Here is a 21,620-nt window from a genome sequence, read left to right on the forward strand (position 1 = left end):
GGCGTGTCAGGCGGCGCGCTCGGGGGCCGGCGCGTCGACCGGGTCGGTGAGCGAGAGCCGCCGGGTGGCGAACCGCCAGCCGATCGCGTACACGACGGTGACCAGGCCGCAGCCGGCCAGCACGGTGCGCTCGTCCACCCGGTCCACCACGAGCGCCACCACGAGCTGGCTCACCGCGATGGCGAGCGTCGCCAGCATCATGTCGGTGGCGAAGACCCGGCCGCGCAGCCGGTCCGGCACCTCGCCCTGCAACGCGTAGTTGGACAGCACCCAGTTGCTGCCGCCGCCCAGGTGGGCCAGGAACACCAGGACCAGCACCAGCGGGAACCAGGTCACCACCGAGGCGCCCAGGTAGGCCAGGCCGTACAACGACATGGACAGTGCCAGGCCGGTGAGCAGCCAGGCCCTGTTGCTCAGCACCCGGCGCATCATGATCGGGCCGACCAGGGCTCCGGCGCCGCGGGCGGCGAAGAGCAGCCCGGCGCCGACCGCGCCCACCCCGTACACCCCGGCGAGCAGCGGGAAGACGGTGAGCACGCCGTTGCCCAGGCCGACCGCCGACTTGACCGTGACCAGCGCCAGCACGCGCGGGCGGTGGGCGATGTAGCGCAGCGCCTCGCGGATCGCCGCCCAGGTGCGCGGCACCGTCGCCGCCGGGTCGCGCGGCGCCTGCAACGGCCGGCGGATCAGCGCGGCCAGGCCCGCGGCGGCGACCAGGCCGACTGCCGCCACCCAGAAGCTGGCGTACGGGCCCGCGACGGCGCTCAGGATGCCGCCGAGCGAGGCCCCGACCACAGTCATCGTGCCCCACGCCGAGCCGGCGACCGCGTTGCCCGCGGCCAGGTCCTCCGGGTCGACCACGTTCGGCAGCGCGGCCTGGGCAGCGGGCGAGTAGAACGCCTTCGCCACCGCCACCAGCGCGATCGCCGCCAGCGCCAGCCAGGCCGTGCCGGCGCTGCGCACGCCGAGCAGCAGCAGCACACCGGCCAGCGCGCCCACGTTCGCCACCATCATCACCTTGCGGCGGTCGAACCGGTCGGCGATCGTTCCGGCGTACGGGAGCAGCAACGCGGTCGTGCCGGTGTCCACCGCCAGCACCAGCGCGCCCCAGACACCGCTGCCGGTCAGGTCGGGCAGCAGCACCAGCAACGGCACCATGACGAACCAGTCCGCGCCGAAGACCACCAGCTCGGCGAGGAACAGATGGCGGAAGTCGCGGTTGCGGACGAGGACCGAGAGGGTGGGTGACACGCGGGCACCCTACCGGGCCGCCCCGGGCGCGGCAGCGCGGCGCAGCAGGTCGGAGACCGTGACGAAGGTGTATCCCCGGGCCCGCAGACCGCCGATCATGTCGGGCAGGCCGCGGAGCGCGACGAGCCGGCCGTCGTTGCCGACGTCGTGGCCGAGCACTATCGTGCCGGGGCGCACGTCGGCGACGATGCGCCGGGCGTGCCCGGCCGGGTCGTGCGGGAACTCGCTCTCGACCATCTGGAGCGTCCAGAGCACCAGGCGGTAGCCCAGCCGGGCCGACGCGTACAGCACCGACCCGCCGAGGTGCCCCCAGGGCGGGCGGAGCAGCCGGGGCGCCGAGCCGGTGGCCGCCGTGATCGCGTCGTGGCTGCGGCGCAGGTCGTCGTAGACCGTCGCGGCGTCCATCCGGGCCAGGTCGCGGTGCGCCCAGCTGTGGTTGCCGACCTCGTGGGCGTCCATCCGGCCGCGGACCAGCGCGGCGTGCTCGCGGGCCCGCTCACCGACCAGGAAGAAGGTGGCCGGGACGCGGTGCTCGGCGAGCGTGTCGAGCACCATCGGGGTCCACTGTGGGCGGGGACCGTCGTCGAAGGTGAGCGCCACCAGGGGCTCTTCGGTGCGTACCCCCCAGACGACCTGCACCCCGCCGGTGCCGACGTCCTGATGGCGGTTGCCGAGCGTGGCGCTCGCCGGGCCGCCCGCGATCGGGAGCCTCCGATCGGCCACCCAGGTGCTCTCGGCGGTCGCGAACGAGCCGACCACGGCCCCGCCGAGCAGCAGCGCGGAGCGGCGCAGCACGGTGCGCCGATCCCACCGGCCCGCTCCCCCCGCCATCGCACCCCCGAACCGAAAGTAGGCAGCAGCTCACTGAGCGTACCGCCCGGCGCGGTTCGGGTGTGTCCCGCACGCCGAGGTGCCGGGAGGGGCCCGCGCGGGGCCCCTCCCGGTCCGTCACTCGGTCGGCGGGAGCGGCGACTGGCGGCTCTTGGGCAGGCGGAGCACCTCGAACTGGTCGGTGCCGTCGACCAGCGCGCCCGACGGGCGGGTCGGCGGCGGCGCCACCACGCCCCGTTCCTCGGCGCGCTCCCCGCCGCCGACCGCCACCGGCACCGGGTCCGGCTCCGGCTGCGGCTCGACCGGCTCGGGAGCGCCGCCCCGCCGCCGGTTCCGGAACGAGCCCTTGGTGTGCTCGACCATCGTGTAGAGCGTCGGCACCAGCACCAGCGTCAGCAGCGTCGAGCTGAGCAGGCCGCCGATCACCACGATCGCCAGCGGCTTGGAGATGAAGCCGCCCTCGCCGGTCAGGCCGAGCGCCATCGGCAGCAACGCGAAGATGGTGGCGACGGCGGTCATCAGGATGGGCCGCAGGCGGCGCCGGCCGCCCTCCACCACGGCCTCGGTCACGTCCATGCCCTGGGCCCGGTACTGGTTGATCAGGTCGAGCAGCACGATCGCGTTCGTCACCACGATGCCGACGAGCATGAGCACGCCGATCAGCGCCGGCACACCCAGCGGCGTACCGGTGACCAGCAGCAGCCCGATCGCGCCGGTCGCGGCGAACGGCACCGAGATCAGCAGGATCAGCGCCTGGGTCAGGCTGCGGAACGTCGCCACCATGATCAGGAAGACGATCGCGATGGCGGCCAGCACCGCGAGGCCGAGGTCCGCGAACGCGTCGGCCTGGTCGGCGCTGACGCCGCCGATCACGTACGTGGCGCCCGGCACGTCCAGCGCGTCCAGCCGCTTCTGCAGCTCCTGCGTCGTGGCGCCGAGGTTCGAGCCGGTCGCCGTACCGGTGACCGAAACGCTGCGCTCCCCGTCGATCCGGGTCACCTGCTGCGGGCCGTCGACCTGCTCGACGTCCGCGATCGCGTCCAGCGGCACCGCGCCGACCCGCAGCGCCCGCAGCTCGTCGACGGTCAGCGGCGGCCGGGCACCGCTGCTCAGCACCACGCTCTGCGCCGTACCGTCGAGCGTCACCTGCCCGAGCGGCGCTCCCCGGTACGTCTGCGCGACGAGCTGCCCGACGGCCGCCTCGGTGAGACCCGCGCGGGCCGCGGCCACCCGGTCCACAGTCACCTCGACGCGCGGCACCTGGGTGGCCAGGCTGCTGGTGACGTCCTCCACGCCCGGCGTGCCGGCCATCGCGCCCCGTACCGCCTCGGCCGCCCGGGTCAGCGTCTCCTGGTCGGCGGCCTGCACGACCACCTCGACCTGGTTGGCGGAGGCGTTCTGCCCGCCGCCGAACGTCAACTCGCCGACCTCCGGGCCGAGCGCGTCGAACTCCTTGCGCAGGCCCTGCCGTACCGTCGCGGCGTCGGTGTCGTCGGACAGCGACAGCGACCAGGTGGCCTGGTCACTGCCGCCGCCGGCGAAGGGATTGTCCCCACCACCGGCGCTGACCTGGTAGGTCTCCACCCCCGGGGTACGCCGCAGCACCTCCTCGACCCGGGCGGCGGCCCGGTCGGTGCCGGCGAGCGAGGTGCCGGCCGGCATCTCCTGCCGGATGGCGAGCGTGTCCTGGCCGGAGTCGTCCAGGAAGTTCGTCTCCAGCTTCTGCGCCAGGCCGAACGTGCCCAGGAGCACCAGCAGGCCCAGGCCCACAGTGGCCCAGCGGGTCTTCCGCGAGCGGGTGGCGAAGTCGATCACCGGCAGGTACGCCCGCTGCAACGGGTTGCGCAGCTCCTTCTCCTCGGCGGCGCGCCGGGCGGCGGCGTCGTCCGCACCGCCGCGCGGCCGCAGGAACCAGTACGCCAGCACCGGGATGACGGTCAGCGACACCAGCAGCGAGGCGAGCAGCGCCACCGTCACGGTGATCGCGAACGGGGCGAACAGCTGCCCGACGAAGCCGCCCACCAGGGCGATCGGCGCGAACACGGCGACAGTGGTGAGCGTGGACGCGGTCACCGCGCCGGCCACCTCGCGGACCGCGGTGAGGATCGCGTCCCGCTTCGGTTCGCCGTACTCCAGATGGCGTTTGATGTTCTCCAGCACCACGATGGAGTCGTCCACCACCCGCCCGACCGCGATGGTCAACGCGCCGAGGGTGAGCAGGTTCAGCGAGTAGTCGCCGGACCAGAGCACGATCAGCGCGACCAGCACCGACAGCGGGATGGACACCGCGGTGACCACCGTGGAACGCACCGACAGCAGGAACACCAGGATCACCACGACCGCCATGACCAGGCCGAGCAGGCCCTCGGTGGTCAGGCTCTCGATCGACCGCTCGACGAACGGCGCCTGGTCGAAGACCACAGTCAGCTCGGCGCCCGCGGCGTCACCCAGCTCGTCCAGCCGGTCCCGGATGTCGTGCGAGATGTCGACCGCGTTGCCGTCCGGCGCGGCGGTCACCGCGATGCCGAGGCTGGGCTTGCCGTTGGTCCGGGTCAGCGAGGTGGCGGGGGCGAGCTGCTGCTCCACGGCGGCCACGTCGCCGAGGCGTACCGGGGCGGCGGGAGCCGTGGTCAGCACGATGCCGCGCAGGTCGTCGACGGTCCGGATCGGCGTGCCCACCTGCACCGGCAGCGACCGGTCGCCGTCGGCGAGCGCACCGGCCGGCACGGCCACGCCGTTGCTCTTGAGTGCCGACGCGATGGCGGTCGGCGCCACCTTGGCGGCGGCCAGCTTCGCCGGGTCCGGCGTGATCGTCACGACCTGGTTGCGGGCGCCGGTGACGTCCACCGAGCGGACGCCGTCCAGCGCCTCCAGCTCTGGTACGACGGCGCTGCGCAGCTTCTCCGCCAGCGCCCGCTCGTCGCCGTCACCGGTCGCGGCGACCACCACTGCGGGCAGGTCGTCGGTGCTACCGGCGATCACCTGCGGGTCGACGCCCTCGGGGAGCTGGGAGTCGATCCGGTTGAGCGCGGTCTCCATCTTGTTGACCACGTCGTCCAGGTCGGTGCCGAACTCGTACTGCACCTGGACCGTGGCCGCGCCCTCGCGCGAGGTCGAGGTGACCTTGTCGAGGCCCGGGATGCCCTGGAGGCTGTTCTCGATCGGCTCGGCGACCTGGGATTCCACGATCTCCGGCGCGGCGCCCGGGTACGTCGCCACGATGAACGCGGCGGGGAACTCCAGCGACGGCAGGAGCTGCTGCTTCAGCGACGGCACGGCGAACAGGCCGAAGGCCGTGGTCACCAACGCGACGAGGGCGATCAGCCCCCGGTTGGCGAGGCTGAATCTGGCGAGCAGCGACATCGGCGTTACTCACTCCTGAAGAGGTGTCCGGCGGGGGTGTCTGAGTCTGCCGCACGCCCCGACACTCCCGGCATCCGCCCCAGCCGATGACACTTCCGCGCTCGGGGGTCGCCCGTGCCCGCCTTGATCGACACCAGCTCGCCGAAGTGGCTGCATTCCACCCACTCCGACCCGCGACCTCCCCGAGCTGGTGTCGATCAAGCACGACGCCGGGAGCGCGGACGCGCGAGGCGAGCGGGGATGCCCTCCGTCGGGCCGACCCGCCACCTCCTCACCCTTGATCGACTCCATTTCGCCGAAGGGGCTGCATCCCACACACCCCGATCCCGCCACCTCCCCGAGCTGGAGTGGATCAGGACGGGGGATGCCACCACCTCCCCGAGCTGGTGCAGATCGGGGGATGCCGTCACCTCCCCCAAGTGAGGTCCGGCAGAGGAAGCGCGGAGGCCCGCGAGGTCCAGCGGAGTGCGTCGCCCGAGGCACCCCGGACGGAGGTGTGAATCGGGGCCGGGCAAGGCCCGGGGAAGCCGCGGGGACGGAGCGATCAGACCAGGTCTAGCGAGCGGGCGGCGGCCAGCGCGTCGTTGGCGATGGTCACCGGCGCCGGCGCGGTGGAGATGGCCCACTCCGGGTCCTTCAGGCCGTGCCCGGTGACCGTGCAGACCACCCGCGACCCGGCCGGCACCCGCCCGGCCTCGGCCTGCTGGAGCAGACCGGCGACGCTGGCCGCGCTGCCCAGCTCGACGAAGGCGCCCACCTCGCGGGCCAGCAGCCGGTACGCCGACAGGATCTCCCGGTCGGTGACCGCCGAGATCAGACCGTCGGAGGCGTCCCGCGCGTCGATGGCCTTCGTCCAGCTCGCCGGGTTGCCGATCCGGATGGCGGTGGCGATCGTCGACGGCTCCGGCACCACCTGACCGGTGACGATGGGAGCGGCGCCGGCCGCCTGGAAGCCGTACATCCGGGGGGCCTTCGTGGCGTTGCCGTCGCGCAGGTCCTCGGAGTAGCCCATCCAGTACGCGGTGATGTTGCCGGCGTTGCCGACCGGCAGGCAGTGGATGTCGGGCGCGTCGCCGAGCGCCTCGACGATCTCGAAGGCGGCTGTCTTCTGGCCGTGCAGCCGGTCGATGTTGACGGAGTTGACCAGCGCGACCGGGTAGTCCTGGGCGAGCTTGCCGGCGAGCCCGAGGCAGTCGTCGAAGTTGCCCTGCACCTGGAGCAGCTTCGCGCCGTGCACGAGCGCCTGGGCCAGCTTGCCCAGCGCGATCTTGCCCTGCGGCACCAGAACCGCGCAGGTGATCCCGGCGCGGGCCGCGTACGCGGCGGCGGAGGCGCTGGTGTTGCCGGTGGAGGCGCAGATGATCGCCTTGTCACCGGCCTCGACGGCCTTGGAGACCGCGACAGTCATGCCGCGGTCCTTGAACGAGCCGGTCGGGTTGGCGCCCTCGACCTTGAGCCACACGTCCGCGCCGACCCGGGCGGAGAGCACCGGTGCCGGCAGCAGCGGCGTGTTGCCCTCGTGCAGGGTGACGACGGGAGTCGCCCCGGTGACCGGCAGCCGATCCCGGTACGCCTCGATCAGTCCCCGCCACATGTCGTGCTCCTCGCCTCCGTCGCCCCGCTCCGGGGCCTGTCACCAGCGTGGACCAGCCTGCTCGGCCGACCACCGGCACACCCTGCTCTAACCATCAGGCGGGACGCGCGGGTTACGCGCCACCCTCCACCCGCAGCACACTCGTCACCGAACGGACGATGTCGAGTCCGCGCAGCTCACCGACGGTGGCCGCGAGCGCGGCATCCGGCGCGACGTGGGTGACGATGACCAGTTCGGCGTCCCCGCCTGCCGGACCCTGCCGGACGGTGGCGATGGACACCTCGTGCCGGGCGAAGACGCCTGCCACCCCGGCCAGCACGCCCGGCCGGTCGGCCACGTCGAGGCTGATGTGGTAGCGGGTGAGCGCCTCGCCCATCGGGCGCACCGGCAGGTCCGCGTACGCCGACTCGCTCGCCGCGTGCACCCCGGCGAGGCGGTTGCGGGCCACCGCCACCACGTCGCCGAGCACCGCACTGGCGGTGGGCGCGCCACCGGCGCCCCGGCCGTAGAACATGAGCTGCCCGGCGGCGTCGGCCTCGACGAAGACCGCGTTGAACGCGTCGCCGACGCTCGCAAGCGGATGCGTCAGCGGGATCATCGCCGGGTGCACCCGGACGTTGACGGTCTCCCGGCCCTCCGCGTCGACGCCCCGGGCCGCGATGCAGAGCAGTTTGATCGTGCAGCCCATGGCCTTGGCGCTGGCCACGTCGGCGGCGGTCACCTCGGTGATGCCCTCGCGGTGCACGTCGGCGGCGGTCACCCGGGTGTGGAACGCCAGCGAGGCGAGGATGGCGGCCTTGGCGGCGGCGTCGAAGCCCTCCACGTCGGCCGTCGGGTCGGCCTCGGCGTACCCCAGCTCGGTGGCCTCCTCCAGCGCCTCGGCGAACCCGGCGCCGGTGGCGTCCATGGCGGAGAGGATGAAGTTCGTGGTGCCGTTCACGATGCCGGTGACCCGGGTGATCCGGTCGCCGTGCAGCGACTCGCGCAGCGGGCGCAGCAGCGGGATGGCCCCGGCGACGCTCGCCTCGTAGTAGAGGTCGGCGCCACCCTCGGCGGCGGCGTCGTGCAGGGCCGCGCCGTCCTCGGCGAGCAGCGCCTTGTTGGCGGTGACCACGCTCTTGCCGGCGCGCAGCGCCTCGACCAGCCAGCCGCGGGCCGGCTCGATGCCGCCGACCACCTCGACCACCACGTCCACGTCGTCGCGCTTGATCAGCCCGAGCGCGTCGGTGGTGAACAGCGCCGGGTCGACCGGCAGGTCGCCGCGGTCACGGCCGATCCGGCGTACGGCGATCCCGGCGATCTCCAGTGGGGCGCCGATCCGGGCGGCGAGGTCTTCCGACTGCTCGTGCAGCAGCCGGACCACGTCGCTGCCGACAGTGCCGCAGCCGAGCAGCGCCAAGCGAACCGGTGAGGTCATCCCACATCCAATGCCAGCAGGTCGTCTTCGGTCTCCCGGCGGACGATCAGCCGCGCCCGACCTTCGCGGACGGCGACGACCGGGGGCCGCGGGACATGGTTGTAGTTGCTCGCCATGCTCCGGCAGTAGGCCCCGGTGCCGGGCACCGCGACAAGATCTCCGGGCTGCACGTCAGCGGGCAGGAATTCATCCTTCACCACGATGTCCCCGGACTCACAATGCTTTCCCACCACGCGGGCGAGCATCGGCTGCGCGGTTGACGTGCGGTTCGCCAGCGTCGCCGAGTACGAGGCGTCGTAGAGCGCGGTACGGATGTTGTCACTCATCCCCCCGTCCACGCTCACGTAGGTCCGCAGGCCGTCCACATCTTTCACGGTCCCGGCCTGATAGAGCGTGAACACCGCCGGGCCGACGATCGCGCGGCCCGGCTCGACGGACAGATGCGGCACGGCCAGGTTCTCCGCCGCGCACTCCCCGTCCACGATCTTGCGCAGCCGCTTCGCCAGGTCGTGCGGCGACGCCGGGTCGTCCTGCGTGGTGTACGCGATGCCGAAGCCGCCGCCCAGGTCCAGCTCGGGCAGCTCCACGCCGCGGGCGTCGCGGATCTGCGACTGGAGGGCGAGCACCCGGCGGGCGGACACCTCGAAGCCGCTGGCGTCGAAGATCTGCGAGCCGATGTGCGAGTGCAGGCCGCGCAGCTCCAGCACGTCCTCGTCGAGGATCTTGAACGCGGCCGCCGCGGCGGCCCCGCCCGCGAGGGAGAAGCCGAACTTCTGGTCCTCGTGGGCGGTGGCGATGAACTCGTGGGTGTGCGCCTCCACCCCGACGGTGACCCGGACCAGCACCTTGGGGCGTACCCCGCGCTCGCGGGCCAGCTCGGAGAGCCGGTCGATCTCGGTGAACGAGTCGACGATGATCCGGCCCACCCCGGCGTCGACCGCCCGGGTCAGCTCCGCCACCGACTTGTTGTTGCCGTGGAAGCCGATCCGCTCGGGCGGCATCCCGGCCGACAGCGCGGTGGCCAGCTCGCCGCCGGTGCAGACGTCGAGGAACATGCCCTCCTCGGCGATCATCCGGACCACGGCGCGGCACAGGAACGCCTTGCCGGCGTAGTAGACGTCCGCGTCCGGGAAGGCCGCCCGGAACTCGCGGCAGCGCTCGCGCAGGTCGTCCTCGTCCAGCACGTACGCCGGGGTGCCGTACTCCGCGGCCAGGCCGCGGACGTCCAGGCCCGCGACTGTGAGCGCGCCGCCGGAGCCGCGCGCCACGTTGCGCGGCCACAGTTGCGGCACCAGGGCGTTGACGTCGACCGGGGTACGCAGCCAGGCAGGCCCTCGGGTACCGATCTCGCCGTGCAGTGCGCCTGCCTCGTGAGCCCGCATGTCGCTACATCCGCTCCGGCGCGGACACCCCGAGCAGGTGCAGGCCGTTGGCGATGACCACCCGGGTGGCGTCGTTGAGCCAGAGCCGCGCCCGGTGGGTGTCGGTGATCTCCTCGTCGCCCTGCGGGGCGATCCGGCAGTTGTCGTAGAACCGGTGGTACGCCTGCGCGACGCTCTCCTCCAGGTAGCGGGCGACCCGGTGCGGCTCGCGCAGCTCGGCGGCGGTGGCCACCACCGCGGGGAACTCCGCGAGCGCCTTGAGCAGCTCGTTCTCCTTGTCGTGGCCGAGCAGCTCCGGCTGGAACGCGGCGGCGTCACCCCGGGTCAGCCCGATCTCGGCCGCGTTGCGGGCCACCCCGGCGGTACGGGCCGCGACGTACTGCACGTAGTAGACCGGGTTGTCGTTCTTGGCCCGGGTCCACAGCTCCACGTCGATGTCGATGGGCGAGTCGGCCGAGTAGCGGGCCAGCGCGTACCGGGCCGCGTCCACACCGATCGCGTCGACCAGGTCCTCCAGCGTGACCACGGTGCCGGCCCGCTTGCTCATCCGCACCGGGGCGCCGTCGCGGACCAGGTTGACCAGCTGGCCGATGAGGATCTCCAGGTTGCGCGCCGGGTCGTCGCCGAAGCACGCGGACATCGCCTTCATCCGGCCGATGTAGCCGTGGTGGTCGGCGCCCAGCATGATCACGACCCGGTCGAAGCCGCGCTCCCGCTTGTTCAGGTAGTAGGCGCAGTCGGCGGCGAAGTACGTCCACTCGCCGTTGGACTTGCGCAGCACCCGGTCCTTGTCGTCGCCGAACTCGGTGGTGCGCAGCCAGGTCGCGCCCTCGGACTCGAAGACGTGCCCCTGCTCCCGCAGCCGGTCCAGCGCCGCGTCCAGCGCACCCCCGTCGTGCAGGTCCTTCTCGTTGAAGTAGGTGTCGAACTCCACACCGAAGTCGCGCAGCGAGGACTTGATCTCGGCGAACATCAACTGGACGCCCTCGTTCCGGAACACCTCCTGGGCGGCGTCCTCGGGGAGGTCGAGCACGTCCGGCCGCAGCCGGACCACCTCGGCGGCGATCTCCGCGATGTACGCGCCGCCGTAGCCGTCCTCCGGCGCGGGCTCGCCCTTGGCGGCGGCCAGCAGCGAGCGGGCGAACCGGTCGATCTGCGAGCCGGCGTCGTTGAAGTAGTACTCCGTGCCCACGTCGGCGCCGGTGGCGCGGAGCAGGCGGCTGAGCGCGTCGCCGACGGCCGCCCAGCGGACCCCGCCGATGTGCACCGGGCCGGTCGGGTTCGCCGAGACGAACTCCAGGTTGATCCGCTGGCCGGCGAGCGTGTCGCTGCGCCCGTACGCCGGACCGGCCTCGACGATGACCTTGGCGAGCTGACCGGCGGCGGCCGCGTCGAGGCGGACGTTCAGGAAGCCGGGCCCGGCGATCTCCACCGACTTGATCCCCGGCGCCTTGGCCAGTTCGTCGGCCAGCGCGGTCGCCAGCTCCCGCGGGGGTACGCCCACCTTCTTGCTGAGCTGGAGCGCCAGCGTCGAGGCGTAGTCACCGTGATCGGGATTACGGGGTCGCTCGACGGTGGTCTGCGCGGGCAGCGCGGCGCGGTCCAGTCCCCGCTCGTCGAAGACGGCGTGGGCTGCGGCGAGGACGACCTCGGCGAGTTCTGCGGGAGTCACCGAACCATGTTATCGGGGGTAGACTCGGGCACCGCGGAGGCGACCCAGCATGTGAACCGGCCCCGCGCTCCCCTGACCGACCGACCTGACGAGGCACGATGAGCATCAGCACCCCGGGCGGCCCGGAGCGCCGTCCCACCGTGGTCAGCACCGGCAAGAAGCCGGCCGCCGGCCGGCCCGCGGCTGCCGACAAGCCCGCCGCGAAGGCCGGCTCGGGCAAGGCCGGGGGCGGCAAGGGCACGCCACGGCAGGGCGCCGGGGGCAAGGGCCGCAAGCCGGTCACCCCGGTGAAGGTGAGCCAGGGCCGCTCCTGGGGCCCGATCGCCCTCTTCGTCGCGGTCGGCGTTCTGGCCGTGGGCATCATCGGCGTCGGCGCCTGGGCGGTCTACCAGGGCGGCCAGCCGTGGCAGAAGCGCGCCGAGGCGATCGACGGCATCGTCGACTACCGCGCGAAGGACAAGGACCTGGTCAAGGGCGGCAACCACCAGCCCGGCGCGATCAAGTACGACATCACCCCGCCGGTCGGCGGCCCGCACAACCAGGCGTGGCAGAACTGCATGGGTGACGTCTACGACGCCCCGATCGCCAACGAGCACGCGGTGCACAGCCTGGAGCACGGCACGGTCTGGATCACCTACCGCCCGGACCTGCCCGCCGACCAGGTGGAGAAGCTCCGCAGCAAGGTGCAGGGCAAGGAGAAGCTGATGCTCAGCCCGTTCGAGGGGCTGGACAAGCCGATCTCGCTCCAGGCCTGGGGCTACCAGCTCAAGGTCGACAACGCCGACGACGGCCGGATCGACGACTTCATCAAGACCCTGCGGGTGAACGCCTCCATCGAGGGCCCGAACGCGCTCTGCGACCAGGGCGTCACCGCCACCGGCACCACCCCGCGCGACAACCTCCAGAACACCATGCCCCAGCAGCCCACCCAGTAAGGACGCCGCGATGACCGCTCCGGTGACCACCGACAGCGAGACCGACGAGGCTCCGGCCGCCGACCAGGGCGGCCGGGGCGCGGTGCGCCGTTACGGCCTGCTGGCCGTGGCCGCCGCCCTCGTGGTCGGGCTGGTCCTCGGGTACGCGGGCGGCCTGCTCACCCCGACGCTCACCCGTCCGGGTGAGAACTCGGCGGAGGCCGGGTTCGCCCGGGACATGACCGCCCACCACAACCAGGCCGTCGCGATGGGTCTGCTGGCGTTCGGCCAGGGCCAGGACCCGGAGGTACGCCAGGTCGGCGTGGACATCGCCACCGGCCAGCAGGGCGAGATCGGCACCATGCAGACCTGGCTGCGCTCCTGGAAGCTGGACCCGACCGGTGACCAGGCCCCGATGGCGTGGATGCCGGACGGCGGCGGGTTGGTCAAGAACGGCCTGATGCCGGGCATGGCGACGCCGGAGGAGATGGCGAAGCTGCGCGCGGCGAGCGGCCGCGAGTTCGACGTGCTCTTTCTCCAGATGATGATCCGCCACCACATCGGTGGGGTGCACATGATCGACGGCATCCTCGACGAGGGGCACGACGACGACGTGCTGGCGGTCGCCCAGACGATGAAGAACACCCAGCAGAACGACCTGACCAACCTGGGCGCGGCGCTGAAGCGCCTGGGCGGCACCCCGTAACCACCCGCCCCACCCGATCCACCGAGGCCCGGTCCCCCTCCCAGGGGCACCGGGCCTCACCGTCTCCGCGCTCCCCCGCCCCGCCCCCGCCCCGCCCCGCCCCGCCGCGCCGCGCCGCGCCGCGCCGGCGATCTTGCAGTTGCTGCCCCGGTGATGCCGGATTCACCCCGTTATCGGAGGGCGGCAAGTGCAAGATCGCGGGGACGGGGGCGGCGGGGTCGCGCCAGGAGATCTTGGTACGGAAGGGCCCCCAGGAGGGCCGTTTCGTACCAGGATCTCGAACTCGGGAGCCTCAGGGCTGCCCGGAATGTTCTGTATGGGTGTTTGTAACGGTTTGGGGTTAACGGGTCATTGTGGAGGTTGGAGAGTTTTCTACCCACATATCGTGACCAGTTGCGATTCGGGCTCGTTGCCCAAGACGTGGGGGTTGCACTCAGAGACGCAGGGCGGTCGGTGACCAGCTGGTGCCGACGCCACACCATCGGCGGTGACGGAGCGGTGGCAGCCGTCCGTCGCGGACTGCGGCAGGGCGAGCCGGGAACGCTCAGCCGCGAACAGGAACTCGAACTCATCGACGTGCTCCGGGGGGTCCACCCCGACAAGTTCGGCCTCGACGAGGAGCTCTGGACACGACAGAGCCTGACCGCCCTCATCGAGCGCCGGTTCGGGCTGGCGATGGACGCCGGCACCGTCGGGGCGTACCTCCGGGCCTGGGGTCTGGGGCCGCGCGAGCCGCGCGAGCGGGCCTGCGGCCTGTGCGTCGGCGCGGTCGAGCGCTGGGTACGCAGCGAGTACCCGGCGATCACGCGGGCGGCCCAGGAGCACGCCGCGGAGGTCTACTGGATCGGCCGGGTACGCCTGCGCGGCACCATGCCCGCCGCCGACGTGGTGTCGGCGGTCTCCTCGCGGGGACGGGTGCGGTTCATGGTCACGACGCCGTCGGTGGATCCGCCACTGCCCCGGGACTTCGTGCTGCGGCTCAGCGGCGCCGAGGAACGCACCGTGCACCTGATCGTGGACGGCTCGTGGCCGCGCAACGAGTGGCCCCGCCGGCTGCCCCGCCGGGTCGTGCTGCACCCGCTGCCGAGCTGCGGTCGCGCCGTCGCCGCCGCCTGATCCGACGAAGATCGACTCGCGGGGGTACCGATTCGGTGATCCGGGAGGGGGTTTGCTACTCTTCTCGGGTCGCTGAGCCCCCGTAGCTCAGGGGATAGAGCACCGCCCTCCGGAGGCGGGAGCGCAGGTTCGAATCCTGCCGGGGGCACACTTGCTAAGAAATCGCACCAAGAGACCTTCACGAGCCCGACAGCCGCCCTGGCTGCCGGGCTCGTTCCGTTTCCGGGCGATCCCTCGGCTGGCCGGGCGCGCCGGCTTCCTTGACCACCGACCCACTGCTTTACTACGTTACTAGTAAAGCAGTGAGGAGCACCGTGTTCGTCTTCCGGCTCGACACCCACTCCGGCGTGCCGCCCTACCTGCAACTCGTCCAGCAGGTCCGGCAGGCGGTGCTGCTGGGCTTCCTCCAGCCCGGTGACCGCCTCCCGCTCATCCGCGAGGTGGTCGAGGACCTGGCGATCAACCCGAACACCGTCGCCAAGGCGTACCGGCAGATGGAGCAGGAGAACCTGGTCACCGGCCGGCCCGGCCAGGGCACGTTCGTCAACGCACAGCAGTCGGCCGTGATGTCGGCGTCGACGTACACGTCGCTGCGCCGCGGCCTGGAGACCTGGTTGCGCCGCGCCTACGCGGCCGGCCTCGACGAACAGGCGGTCGACGCGCTCTTCACCTCCGTCCACCAGCAGACGAGGAACGAGGACGTGGCGTGACAGCGACCGGGTTCGCGCTGCGCACCGACGGTGTGGGCAAGCGGTACCGGAAGGGCTGGGCGCTGCGCGACTGCACCCTGGCGCTGCCGGCGGGCGGCGTGATCGCCCTGGTCGGGCCGAACGGCGCGGGCAAGACCACGCTGCTGCGCCTGGTCGTCGGGTTGCTGGCACCGAGCACCGGCACGGTGGAGGTCCTCGGCCGGGACGTCACTGCGAGCACCCCGCAGACGCTGTCCCGGATCGGGTTCCTGGCCCAGGACCACCCGCTGTACAAGCGCTTCACAGTCGCCGAGATGCTCCGCTTCGGCCGGGCCTGCAACCTCCGCTTCGACCAGGGGTTGGCCGAGCGCCGGCTGGCGAAGCTGGGCATCCCGCTCGACCGCAGGGCCGGCACGCTCTCCGGCGGGCAGCAGGCCCAGGTCGCGTTGGCCCTGGCGCTGGCGAAGCGGCCGGACCTGCTCGTCCTCGACGAGCCGGTGGCCAGCCTCGACCCGCTGGCCCGGCACGAGTTCCTCCAGGTCCTCATGGGCGCGGTGGCCGAGGGCGGGGTGACCGTCCTGTTCTCCTCCCACGTCGTGCACGAGCTGGAGCGCGTCTGCGACCACCTGGTCGTGCTCAACCAGGGCCGGGTCACGCTCACCGGTGACATCGACACCCTCCTCGCCGAGCACCGGCTGCTCGTCGGCCCGCGCACGGCCGACGACCTCGACCGGGCCGGCACCGTCGTGGAGGCCGTCCACAGCGACAGGCACACGACCCTGCTGGTACGCGACGGCGGGCTCCCGGCCGCGCCCGGATGGCAGGCCCAGCCGGTCGCGCTTGAGGATCTGGTGCTGGCGTACCTGCGCCGGCCGTCCGAGCCGGGCGCCGCGGTCACCTCGGGGGTGCCGGCGTGACGTGGTTGATCTGGCGCCAGCACCGGACCGAGGTCTGCGTCCTGGGTCTGCTCGTCGGCGTGTTCGGCGTCGCCCTGCTCGTTCTCGGGACGCAGGCCCACGACCTGTTCCCCGGCGGTCCCGCCCGGTGCGCGGGACAGGCCGGCGTCGACACGGCCTGCACGGCCTCCTTCCGCCGGCTCGACGAGGAGTACGGGTACGTCGAGAACCTCCTGGCGGCCTTCTACCTGGTCCCCGTCGTCATCGGCGCGTTCCTCGGCGCACCGCTGCTGGCGCGCGAACTGGAGGACGGCACCTGGCAGCTCGCCTGGACGCAGGCCGTGCCGCGGATGCGCTGGCTGGCGGCAAAGCTCGCGGCACTGGCCGGCGTCACCGTCGCGCTCACCGGGGTGTTCACAGCGGTGCTCACCTGGTTCCGTCAGCCGTTCGACGCGTGGGAGGGGCGGTTCCAGTACGACGCATTCGACCTGGAGGGACTCGTTCCGGTGGCGTACGCGCTGTTCGCGTTCGGCGTCGCCACCGCCGCGGGGGCGATCCTGCGGCGCAGCCTGCCCGCGTTCGGCGTCGCGTTCGGGGCGTTCCTCGCCGCCCGGATGTCGGTGGGGCTGTTGGCCCGTCCCGCGTACGCCACGCCGCTCACCACCATGGAGCCGGTCCCCGCCGGCGGTTCGACGGACCGGGCGGGGCACCTGCCGGGCGTCGCCGACTGGGTGATCGAGCGCGGCTACGCCGACGCCACCGGGCGGCGGCTGAGCGGGGCCGAGTACGCCGAGCTGACGGACGCCGCCGACCGGGCCGGCACCAACCTCAACCAGTTCCTGCACGCGCGCGGCGTCCAGCAGTTCGGGGTCTACCACCCGGCGGACCGGTTCTGGACGTTCCAGCTCATCGAGGCGGCAGTGTTCGTCACCGTCGCGGCGATCCTGGTCGGTGTGGTGGTGTGGCGGGTCCGGCGCCGCGTCATCTAGCGGCCCGCACCGGAGATCCGGAGCCGCCCTCACCTTTGTCCCCCGATTCGGGGATGAGCAGGTCGTGAGCTGGCTAACCTCGCGGTGAACGGGTCGAAACCCAGCACCTGCGAAGGTGAGCCAGTTGCCCGAGACGCCGTTGACCAACCGTCCCAAGATGCACACCGGCGTACCCTCGTCGCTCACCACTGCGCAGCGGTGGGTCCTGCGCGGCGTCGCCGTCGCGGACGCCCCCTGCGGCCTGTGGTTCCTCGAAGCGGTGGCCGTTCGCACCGGCACCACGCCGGACGAGCCGGTCGACGCGACGGTGGAGGAGCTGATCGCGCGCGGGTTCCTCGTCGACACCGCGGCCGGGCTGCGACTGGCCTCGATCGCGCTGCGCGACGACGTCCTGCGGGACACGCCGGCCTCGGTGCGCCAGGCGCTGCGCGAGGCGGCCGCCGAGGTGCTCGCCGACGCCGGACGCCCGGCCCAGGCCGCCCGGCAGCTCCTGCGGGTCCTGCCGGCGGTGAGCCGGTCCGCCCGGGCGCTCGCCACGCGGCTGGCGGCCGACCCGGCGGTCGGACCCAGCCTCGCCGCGGACCTGCTGCTGGCCGCCCCGGCACCGGGCCCGGCCGACGAGCGCCTGGCCTGGCTGGTCGACGTCGCCGACAACCTCTACCTGGCCGGCCGGGTGGACGAGACGCTGCGCATGCTGCACCGGGAGGTCGCCGCCGACAGGTACGGGCCACGGCAGCGGGCGATGCTGCTCGGGCGGCTCGGGGCCTACTACGCGACACAGCGCCCCTCGCTGTCCCTGACGTACCTCGGGCGGGCGCTGAACCAGGAGCTGGACGCCGCCGGGCGGAGCTGGACGCTCACCATGCTGGCGTCGCTGGCGGCCCGGTTCGGGCATCCCGACGCCGCCGAGCTGGTGGCGGCGGCGGAGCGGGCGCACGAGCGCAGCCCCTCCCCCGGCGGCGGCATCCGGCTGGCCCTGGCGAACGCGTCCCGGGCCACCGCCACCGGCGACCTGCCCCGCGCCGCGCGGATCCTGCGGGAGGTGGACGCGGGCGAGCCGGCTGCCCGTACCCAGGCGATCTTCCTGCGCGTCGACCGGGTGGCGAACCAGATCGCGCTCGGCCGGTACGTCGACGCGGCGACCGCGCTCGACGGCGTCGCCGGGGAGATCGACACGCTGGGCGCGGTGGCGCAGCCGCTGGTGACCGCGCTGGACTGCGTCCTGCGGCTGAGCACCGGCGAGCTGGCCGAGGCCGAGGCGCGGGCCCGCCTCGCGTTGTCCGAACGCGGTGTCGCCCTGCCGGCGCAGGCCCGGGTGGACCTGCTCGCCACGGTCGTGGAGGTGCTGCTGCGCCGGGGTGAGGTGGCCGCGGCCCGGAAGCTGCTGGCGGACGAACGCCCCACGGTGGGCTGGCCCGACGACATGCAGTGGTTCCGTCTGGGCTGCGCCGCCGCGGGCGACCCGGAACCGGGCCGGCACGCCGCGCTCCTGGGGGCCGCGTTCGCCATGCCGGACCGCTCGATGGCTCCCCTGCTGCTGGTGCCGCACCACGGCCCGCGGCTGGTCCGCGCAGCGCTGGCGCTGGGTGACCGGCAGCGGGCCGAGATCCTCGCCGACCACCTGAAGCGGGCCGCCGGGATGGCGAACAACGCGCTCTGGCGCGGGGTGGCGCACCAGGTCGACGGGCTGCTGACCGATGATCCGCCGGCGCTGCGCGCGGCGGTACGGCTGCTCCGCACCACCTCCGCCCGGCCGGCCCTGGCCGACGCGCTGCACGACCTGGCGCGGTCGCCCGGGCTGCCGCCGGCGGAGGCGCCCGGCCTGCTCGCCGAGTGCGCCGCGATGTACACCCGGATGGGTGCCGGCGTCGCCGGGGACGGGACGCCGGAGCCCGACGGCACGACGGGAGACGACGCCAGCCGCCGGGCCGTGGCCGCGCTGACCCCCGCCGAGGTACGGGTGGCCGAACTGCTCGCGGTCGGCATGACGAAGCAGGAGGCGGCCCGGGACCTGTTCGTCTCGTTCCACACCGTCGACACCCACCTGCGTTCGATCTACGCGAAGCTCGGCGTCCACAACCGGGTGGAGCTGGCGCTGGTCTGGGAGTCGCGGGACGAAGGTTGAGGAATGCGGCGCGGAGCGCGGACACCACAGGGTCGCGGCGTCCGCGCTCAGCACCGCGTTCTCAGTGCCGTTGCAGCGGGCTCTTCGTCTTCGGAAGGGCCTCGATCAGCTCGCGTGGCACGTTGATCGTGTCCGCGACCACCTCCGGCGGGACGTTGGCCAGCCACTGGGCGAGCGACACGTCCTCGAACTTCGCGGTCCGGAACAGCTCCAGGTAGACGAAGGGCTTGTCACCGATGTTCTCGATGTAGTGGCCCATCGAGATCGGCACGTAGCCGACGTCGCCGGTCTCCATGTTGAAGGTGCGCGCGGTGCCGTGGTTGGCGAAGACGCCCATGCGTCCCTTGCCCGAGATCACGTACTGCATCTCCGCGCCGTTCGGGTGCCAGTGCAGTTCCCGCATCGCTCCGGGTTCGATCTCCACCATGGCGACCGTGGTGGTGATCGCCGCGGCGAAGTTGCTCGAGTCGGCGATGCGTACGCTGCCGCCCTCGAACTTCTCCGGCGTCTGGGCGAGCAGGCTGTGCTTGAACGTCCGGGGCACGTCGCCGGTGGGGCTGAAGACCCGGTCCTCGGCCAGCGGCGGCGGGCTCTGCCCCGGGAAGATGTACCGCTCGGACTCCGGCGGGAAGTTGGCCATCTGCTGCATCGTCCAGCCGAAGTTCTTGGCGATGACCTCCTTCGGCACGTGCGAGAAGAAGTCCGTGAGCTGGAACGTGGCGTCCTCGGAGTAGCAGCCGTCGTCGAAGACGAGCAGGAACTCCACGCCCTCGTCGTGCGCCTGGATGTGGTGCGGGATGCCGGCCGGGAAGTACCAGAGGTCGCCGGCCTTGACGTCCTCCAGGAAGTTGCGGCCCTCCTGGTCCACGGCGGCGATCCGGCAGCTGCCGGTGAGGACGAAGGCCCACTCGGACTGGATGTGCCAGTGCAGTTCCCGGTACGCCCCGGGGTTGAGCTTCATGTTCACGATCGCCAGGTCGTGGGCGATCGGCAGGAGTCGGTTGGTGACCTCCCGGGTCCAGCCGCCGCTCTCCTGCCGCGTGTGCGCCAGCGAGAACGGGAACACCAGGTTCGGCATGAGCCCGTTGTCTGTCGACGGCGGATGCACCAGGTCGGGGTGTGACTGGTCGATCGCCGGATTCCGCGGGACCGTGCCGACCATCTGGTGGTCCTTGGGCGATGATCCCATTCCGGCACGGTCATTGGATCGGGGCATGACGGATTTCCTTCCGGGTGTGGACCGCCGATTCGGCGGCCCGGGACGGGACGAACAACGCCCGCAGGTGTTCCGGGCTCTGAAAGGCCACCGCGAGCGGAATCGCGACACAGAGGAACAGCGACGCCGCAATGCTCCAGACCGGAGCATCCGTGGCGACTCCGGCGACGGCCAGCGCCGCGATCGAATAGAACGTGACGCGGATTCTGGCGACAGGGAGCACGAACATGCGCTCGGCCTCCTTCGGCTTCGAGTCTCGCCGTCGAGACGCAATTGCGATGCTGCCGAACCGGATGCCATTGGTGAATAACGCGATCGCGCCATTCACCGGAAACGACAGGAAACACTTTTCCCGGCACTTCTGCGCATCGCGGGCCGCAACGGTTTAACGGGCGGAACGAGGGGTAGGGAGGGCGATGTCCAATAACGCGGAGGATCGCTGGCGGGTGGGGGAATACGACTTCCACATACCGTTTCTGGCACTTGCGCTCTCCACCGGCCTCGCCGGTGTGGTAGACGCCTTCTCGTTCCTCAAGTACAAGGAGCCATTTTCATCGTGACGGCGCAGGTCACGGGCGGTGTGGGAGGCCGGTGTCCAGGTAGGACGAGGCTCCCGGTAAGACAGCAATCGACCAAGATCAGATGCCCCAACCGGGAGCCTCGCTGTGCTGTCTTACCCTGCCGCGATTCCGTTGTCCACCCGCAGCCTGAACCACCTCGCCGCCCTCATCCGAACCCGCCGCCAGCAGCAACGGTCTCGGTGGCGACGCCTCGACCCCGGCCGGCAAGCCCTGCTCGCCCTGGCCCACCTGCGCAACGGCGACACCTACACCCGCCTGGCCGCCGGATTCGACATCGGCGTCACGACCGCCTGGCGTTATGTCCGCGAGGCCATCGACCTGCTCGCCGCGACCGCCGACGACCTGGCCACGGCCATGACCAGGATCCGTCTGCTCGCCTACGCAATCCTCGACGGCACCCTGATCCCGATCGACCGGGTCGCCAACCAGAAGCCGTACTACTCCGGAAAACACAAGCGTCACGGCGTGAACGTGCAGGTCATCGCCGACGCGGCCGGGCGTCTCGTCTGGGCCTCGGCCGCGCTGCCCGCCTCGACGCACGACCTGACCGCCGCCCGCACCCACGGCATCATCGACGCCCTGGCCAGCACCGACGTGATGACCTTCGCGGACAAGGGCTATCAAGGCGCCCCCGGCAGCGTGCGCACCCCGTTCAAGCGGCGCCGCTTCCGGCCGAAGCTGTCACGCCGGCAGAAGGCCGTCAACCGAGCGCACGCGAAGATCCGCGCCCGCGGCGAACGCGCGATCGCCACCCTCAAGACCTGGAAAATCCTGGTCAAGCTGCGCTGCTGCCCACGCCGAGCGACCGCGATCGTGCAGGCCATCCTCGTCCTGCACCGCGTCGAAGCCGACCGCCACGCAGGATGAAAATGGCTCAA

18 protein-coding genes and 1 tRNA gene are annotated in these 21,620 nt (G+C 72.3%); 10 read left to right on the plus strand and 9 right to left on the minus strand.

Annotation, left to right across the window (positions count from 1 at the left end):
* Window positions 1-6 precede the first annotated feature (6 nt).
* The 7 genes from MICAU_RS25715 to argS all read right to left on the minus strand — a co-directional run bounded on the left by MICAU_RS25715 (window position 7) and on the right by argS (window position 11,510).
* The gene (locus tag MICAU_RS25715) at window positions 7-1,251 is read right to left on the minus strand and encodes an MFS transporter (protein WP_013288276.1); all 1,245 of its coding nucleotides are present in this window, start codon (window positions 1,249-1,251) and stop codon (window positions 7-9) included.
* A 9-nt stretch (window positions 1,252-1,260) separates the two neighbouring features.
* Window positions 1,261-2,082, minus strand: a complete 822-nt coding sequence (locus tag MICAU_RS25720; RefSeq protein WP_013288277.1) for a polysaccharide deacetylase family protein — start codon at window positions 2,080-2,082, stop codon at window positions 1,261-1,263.
* A 117-nt stretch (window positions 2,083-2,199) separates the two neighbouring features.
* Window positions 2,200-5,445 carry an efflux RND transporter permease subunit gene (locus MICAU_RS25725; RefSeq protein ID WP_013288278.1) on the minus strand — a complete coding sequence of 1,082 codons (3,246 nt, stop codon included), beginning with the start codon at window positions 5,443-5,445 and terminating at the stop codon, window positions 2,200-2,202.
* Window positions 5,446-5,989: 544 nt separating this feature from the next.
* Entirely contained in the window at window positions 5,990-7,039 is a 1,050-nt protein-coding gene (gene thrC, locus MICAU_RS25730; protein WP_013288279.1) for a threonine synthase, read from the minus strand.
* A gap of 112 nt (window positions 7,040-7,151) precedes the next feature.
* On the minus strand, window positions 7,152-8,456 hold the full coding sequence (locus MICAU_RS25735; RefSeq protein WP_013288280.1) for a homoserine dehydrogenase: 1,305 nt from the start codon (window positions 8,454-8,456) through the stop codon (window positions 7,152-7,154).
* Window positions 8,453-9,838 carry a diaminopimelate decarboxylase gene (lysA, locus tag MICAU_RS25740; protein WP_013288281.1) on the minus strand — a complete coding sequence of 462 codons (1,386 nt, stop codon included), beginning with the start codon at window positions 9,836-9,838 and terminating at the stop codon, window positions 8,453-8,455. The genes MICAU_RS25735 and lysA overlap by 4 nt, the downstream gene beginning before the upstream one ends.
* A 4-nt stretch (window positions 9,839-9,842) precedes the next feature.
* Complete coding sequence (argS, locus tag MICAU_RS25745; protein WP_013288282.1) at window positions 9,843-11,510, minus strand: arginine--tRNA ligase; 1,668 nt, start codon at window positions 11,508-11,510, stop codon at window positions 9,843-9,845.
* A gap of 98 nt (window positions 11,511-11,608) precedes the next feature.
* On the opposite strand from argS, the gene MICAU_RS25750 reads away from it, so the two are divergent.
* The 8 genes from MICAU_RS25750 (at window position 11,609) to MICAU_RS25785 (ending at window position 18,945) form a co-directional block, all read left to right on the plus strand.
* Window positions 11,609-12,445 carry a thioredoxin-like domain-containing protein gene (locus MICAU_RS25750; RefSeq protein ID WP_013288283.1) on the plus strand — a complete coding sequence of 279 codons (837 nt, stop codon included), beginning with the start codon at window positions 11,609-11,611 and terminating at the stop codon, window positions 12,443-12,445.
* A 10-nt stretch (window positions 12,446-12,455) separates the two neighbouring features.
* On the plus strand, window positions 12,456-13,130 hold the full coding sequence (locus MICAU_RS25755) for a DUF305 domain-containing protein (RefSeq protein ID WP_013288284.1): 675 nt from the start codon (window positions 12,456-12,458) through the stop codon (window positions 13,128-13,130).
* Window positions 13,131-13,550: 420 nt separating this feature from the next.
* A complete protein-coding gene (locus tag MICAU_RS25760) occupies window positions 13,551-14,246 on the plus strand; it encodes a winged helix-turn-helix domain-containing protein (RefSeq protein WP_013288285.1) in 696 nt (231 codons plus the stop codon).
* 76 nt (window positions 14,247-14,322) lie between these two features.
* A tRNA-Arg gene (locus tag MICAU_RS25765) sits at window positions 14,323-14,394 on the plus strand.
* Window positions 14,395-14,560: 166 nt separating this feature from the next.
* Window positions 14,561-14,956, plus strand: a complete 396-nt coding sequence (locus MICAU_RS25770) for a GntR family transcriptional regulator (protein ID WP_013288286.1) — start codon at window positions 14,561-14,563, stop codon at window positions 14,954-14,956.
* Window positions 14,953-15,852, plus strand: coding sequence for an ABC transporter ATP-binding protein (locus MICAU_RS25775; RefSeq protein ID WP_013288287.1), 900 nt, complete (start codon window positions 14,953-14,955; stop codon window positions 15,850-15,852). The genes MICAU_RS25770 and MICAU_RS25775 overlap by 4 nt, the downstream gene beginning before the upstream one ends.
* A complete protein-coding gene (locus tag MICAU_RS25780; protein ID WP_013288288.1) occupies window positions 15,849-16,820 on the plus strand; it encodes an ABC-2 membrane transporter-related protein in 972 nt (323 codons plus the stop codon). The genes MICAU_RS25775 and MICAU_RS25780 overlap by 4 nt, the downstream gene beginning before the upstream one ends.
* A gap of 115 nt (window positions 16,821-16,935) precedes the next feature.
* A complete protein-coding gene (locus MICAU_RS25785) occupies window positions 16,936-18,945 on the plus strand; it encodes a helix-turn-helix domain-containing protein (protein WP_013288289.1) in 2,010 nt (669 codons plus the stop codon).
* Window positions 18,946-19,006: 61 nt separating this feature from the next.
* Here the strand turns inward: MICAU_RS25785 and MICAU_RS25790 are convergent, their stop codons facing one another.
* Together MICAU_RS25790 and MICAU_RS25795 are read right to left on the minus strand one after the other, a co-directional pair.
* Window positions 19,007-20,134 carry a cupin domain-containing protein gene (locus tag MICAU_RS25790; RefSeq protein ID WP_244879675.1) on the minus strand — a complete coding sequence of 376 codons (1,128 nt, stop codon included), beginning with the start codon at window positions 20,132-20,134 and terminating at the stop codon, window positions 19,007-19,009.
* 10 nt (window positions 20,135-20,144) lie between these two features.
* A complete protein-coding gene (locus MICAU_RS25795; protein ID WP_225319765.1) occupies window positions 20,145-20,489 on the minus strand; it encodes a hypothetical protein in 345 nt (114 codons plus the stop codon).
* A gap of 88 nt (window positions 20,490-20,577) precedes the next feature.
* Here MICAU_RS25795 and MICAU_RS32550 point away from each other — a divergent pair, with 88 nt between their 5' ends.
* Window positions 20,578-20,721 carry a hypothetical protein gene (locus MICAU_RS32550; RefSeq protein WP_244879676.1) on the plus strand — a complete coding sequence of 48 codons (144 nt, stop codon included), beginning with the start codon at window positions 20,578-20,580 and terminating at the stop codon, window positions 20,719-20,721.
* 105 nt (window positions 20,722-20,826) lie between these two features.
* Window positions 20,827-21,609 carry an IS5/IS1182 family transposase gene (locus MICAU_RS25800; RefSeq protein ID WP_013285023.1) on the plus strand — a complete coding sequence of 261 codons (783 nt, stop codon included), beginning with the start codon at window positions 20,827-20,829 and terminating at the stop codon, window positions 21,607-21,609.
* Window positions 21,610-21,620: the final 11 nt, after the last annotated feature.

Source organism: Micromonospora aurantiaca ATCC 27029 (genome assembly GCF_000145235.1).
GTDB classification, from domain to species: domain Bacteria; phylum Actinomycetota; class Actinomycetes; order Mycobacteriales; family Micromonosporaceae; genus Micromonospora; species Micromonospora aurantiaca.

Excerpts from the sequence above, each read along its gene's own strand:
- MICAU_RS25720 (WP_013288277.1), bottom strand. The coding sequence starts at position 2,082 with ATGGCGGGGGGAGCGGGCCGGTGGGATCGGCGCACCGTGCTGCGCCGC.
- MICAU_RS25725 (WP_013288278.1), bottom strand. The coding sequence starts at position 5,445 with ATGTCGCTGCTCGCCAGATTCAGCCTCGCCAACCGGGGGCTGATCGCC.
- thrC (WP_013288279.1), bottom strand. The coding sequence starts at position 7,039 with ATGTGGCGGGGACTGATCGAGGCGTACCGGGATCGGCTGCCGGTCACC.
- MICAU_RS25735 (WP_013288280.1), bottom strand. The coding sequence starts at position 8,456 with ATGACCTCACCGGTTCGCTTGGCGCTGCTCGGCTGCGGCACTGTCGGC.
- lysA (WP_013288281.1), bottom strand. The coding sequence starts at position 9,838 with ATGCGGGCTCACGAGGCAGGCGCACTGCACGGCGAGATCGGTACCCGA.
- MICAU_RS25750 (WP_013288283.1), top strand. The coding sequence starts at position 11,609 with ATGAGCATCAGCACCCCGGGCGGCCCGGAGCGCCGTCCCACCGTGGTC.
- MICAU_RS25755 (WP_013288284.1), top strand. The coding sequence starts at position 12,456 with ATGACCGCTCCGGTGACCACCGACAGCGAGACCGACGAGGCTCCGGCC.
- MICAU_RS25790 (WP_244879675.1), bottom strand. The coding sequence starts at position 20,134 with ATGGGATCATCGCCCAAGGACCACCAGATGGTCGGCACGGTCCCGCGG.
- MICAU_RS32550 (WP_244879676.1), top strand. The coding sequence starts at position 20,578 with ATGTCCAATAACGCGGAGGATCGCTGGCGGGTGGGGGAATACGACTTC.